This is a genomic window from Streptomyces sp. NPDC093261 (assembly GCF_044753645.1).
Taxonomy (GTDB): domain Bacteria; phylum Actinomycetota; class Actinomycetes; order Streptomycetales; family Streptomycetaceae; genus Streptomyces.
On record NZ_JBIVNO010000050.1, the window covers coordinates 1,376 to 2,675 of the forward strand.

Consider the following 1,300-nt stretch of genomic DNA (forward strand, 5'->3'; position numbering starts at 1 on the left):
GCCCGGCCAGGTCTTCGTCACCCAGCGCCTGTCCCGGCTGCTGGAGGCGGCCGAGCGGGAGGCCAAACGCCTCAAGGACGAGTACGTGTCCGTGGAGCATCTGCTCCTCGCCCTGGCCGAGGAAGGCCCGGCGACCGCCGCGGGGCGCCTGCTCAAGGAGCACGGTGTGACCCGTGAGTCGTTCCTGAGCGCGCTCACCCAGGTCCGCGGCCATCAACGCGTCACCTCCGCCAACCCCGAGGTGGCCTACGAGGCGCTGGAGAAGTACGGCCGCGACCTGGTCCTGGAGGCCCGCTCCGGGCGGCTGGACCCGGTCATCGGCCGGGACGCCGAGATCCGCCGGGTGACCCAGATCCTCAGCCGTAAGACCAAGAACAACCCCGTCCTCATCGGCGATCCCGGTGTCGGCAAGACCGCCATCGTCGAGGGCCTGGCCCAGCGCATCGTGCGCGGCGACGTACCCGAGGGCCTGCGCGACAAGACGGTGTTCGCCCTGGACATGGGCTCCCTGGTGGCCGGCGCCAAGTACCGCGGCGAGTTCGAGGAACGCCTCAAGGCCGTCCTCAGCGAGGTCAAGGCCGCCCAGGGCAGGATCCTGCTCTTCGTCGACGAACTGCACACCGTCGTCGGCGCGGGCGCCGCCGAAGGCGCCATGGACGCCGGCAACATGCTCAAGCCGATGCTCGCGCGGGGCGAACTGCACATGATCGGGGCGACCACCCTCGACGAGTACCGCAAGCACATCGAGAAGGACGCCGCCCTCGAACGCCGCTTCCAGCAGGTCCTGGTCGACGAGCCGAGCGTGGAGGACACCATCTCCATCCTGCGCGGCCTGCGTGAACGTCTGGAGGTCTTCCACGGCGTGAAGATCCAGGACACCGCGCTGGTCGCCGCCGCGACCCTCTCCCACCGCTACATCACCGACCGCTTCCTGCCCGACAAGGCCATCGACCTCGTCGACGAGGCATGCGCCCGGCTGCGGACCGAGATCGACTCCATGCCCGCCGAACTCGACGAGATCACCCGCCGGGTGACCCGCCTGGAGATCGAGGAGGCGGCCCTGTCCAAGGAGACCGATCCCGCCAGCAAGGCCCGCCTGGAGGAACTACGCAAGGAACTGGCCGACCTGCGCGCCGAGGCCGACGCCAAACACGCCCAGTGGGAGGCCGAACGCCAGGCCATCCGCCGCGTGCAGGAACTGCGCCAGGAACTGGAACAGGTCCGCCACGAGGCGGAGGAGGCCGAACGCGCCTACGACCTGAACCGCGCCGCCGAGCTCCGCTACGGCCGCCTCCAGGAA

At 70.0% G+C, this 1,300-nt stretch carries 1 protein-coding gene; it reads left to right on the plus strand.

Going from position 1 to position 1,300, the window contains the following annotated elements:
- Positions 1–1,300 (plus strand): AAA family ATPase (locus ACIP94_RS38395; protein ID WP_402436765.1); only part of this gene is annotated, 1,300 nt, incomplete at both ends.